At 37.4% G+C, this 1,549-nt stretch carries 3 protein-coding genes; all 3 read right to left on the reverse strand.

Features of this window, described 5'->3' with window-relative positions; genetic code table 11:
• On the reverse strand, positions 1–667 hold a 667-nt coding region (locus tag ACYVTD_RS12545), incomplete at its 3' end, for a polysaccharide deacetylase family protein (protein WP_461248089.1).
• Between the two features lie 12 nt (positions 668–679).
• Positions 680–1,033, reverse strand: a complete 354-nt coding sequence (locus ACYVTD_RS12550) for a phage tail tip lysozyme (RefSeq protein WP_461248090.1) — start codon at positions 1,031–1,033, stop codon at positions 680–682.
• The coding region (locus tag ACYVTD_RS12555; RefSeq protein ID WP_461248091.1) for a hypothetical protein at positions 1,012–1,549 on the reverse strand (538 nt) is incomplete at its 5' end. The genes ACYVTD_RS12550 and ACYVTD_RS12555, both read right to left, overlap by 22 nt.

The following is a 1,549-nucleotide window of genomic DNA, read 5'->3' on the forward strand; positions in this document are numbered from 1 at the left end:
CTATTACATAATCACCGCTAGCGCATGAAATGGGCAAACTAGCAAAAAGGGCATCTTCTGTCACATAGAAATTATAATATGCTTCTCGATTTTCGAACCCGTCCGTAATAGTTTTTGGCGTTTTGCGTTTTAATTCGGCTATGATATCTTCATTCTTCCCATTAGGGTCGACCGAAGGTCCTGATATTTTCGCTGACTTCAAAAGTTTTTCGGCGGAGATTTTGTCCACAATCAAAAAATCTGTTATATCAAGCTTCTCAGCATTTTTTAAATCAATAGTTATAGAGCAAATTTCGTTGTTGACATTTTCTTTATTAATATAAGCAGTTCCTGTATAAAAAACGCTCAATAACTCAGGAGTTTGCAATTTGATATGATAATCCAAATCAATTCCCATATCTTTTTCGACGTTGTCATTTATACCTTTATATGCTTCAATAGTTTCTAAAACCTCATATTTCCAAAGCTCATTTTTTATCATATCGTTAATTTTAGTTTGTTTAGCAGCATCCGCCATGCCTGATATTTGAGGATATTTCATCTTGATATTTCCTTGCGAGATTGTTTGTGAATTAGTCGAATATCCAGACGACAAAACTTGCGCACTGCGTGAAGTGCAGCCCACGAGAACCAGCGGAATTAAAAAAGTTATAAAAAATTTTTTCATGTTTTTCTCCTATTATTTTAGTACGCTATACCAAAACGCCGCTTGCACTCCTCTTAAAGGTTGATATGGATTTCTTGGCATTTCATATACTTTCAAGAAAATCATAGCCAAGTTATATGGCGTATCTGTCGAACGGGTAAATTGTTTGAACGTCATAGTGTTTGTATAAAACTGCTCATTGTTTTCAACTTCCCATAGAATTCGTTCTAGCTGGCTATTCATATAACTAGGTTCTAGGTTAGAATTTCTAGCCCAATTAAAATATTTAGATGCCGGCGTCCATTGCACCAATCCATAGCCATATCTCATATCATTAGTGTGTCCGTACTCCCATCGACCAGGATTTATATTGCTTTCTGTTTCCATATTTCCCAAAACCCCACACACCGCCTGCTTAGTCCAGCCTCTGGCGCGCAAAAATCTAATATATGCTGTGCATTAACTTTCATTTGAGAAACATTTAACGGCGCATTGCTGCTATATAACGAACCACTAGTTTCTTGTGGTTCATTCTGCTGTTGAATAACATTGCTTTGAGGCGGCGGAGTGGAAGCTGGTTTGGGTGCGACTACTGAGAACTTAGTTGATTGCAAAGTTTTTATTTGCCTTGAATTTCTGGCTTCGATCACAAAATAATATGTTCCTACCTGAAGTTTCCCAAATTTTATAGCAGAATTTATTTTCCCCAACGAATAGCTTTTGGTTCGTGGGTATCTTGTAATCGGGTAACCTGATAGCCATTTGCCGTTTTTGTTTTTGAAACCAACGCGCACACGTGTGATTTTTAGATTAGAATTTATCGTTTTCCACAGCGGAACCGCGCTCCCTTTTATCAACGGACTTGGGATCGATACTTTCGCAGATAGATACAAACTGCTACTT

The organism is Treponema sp. R6D11, assembly GCF_054786075.1.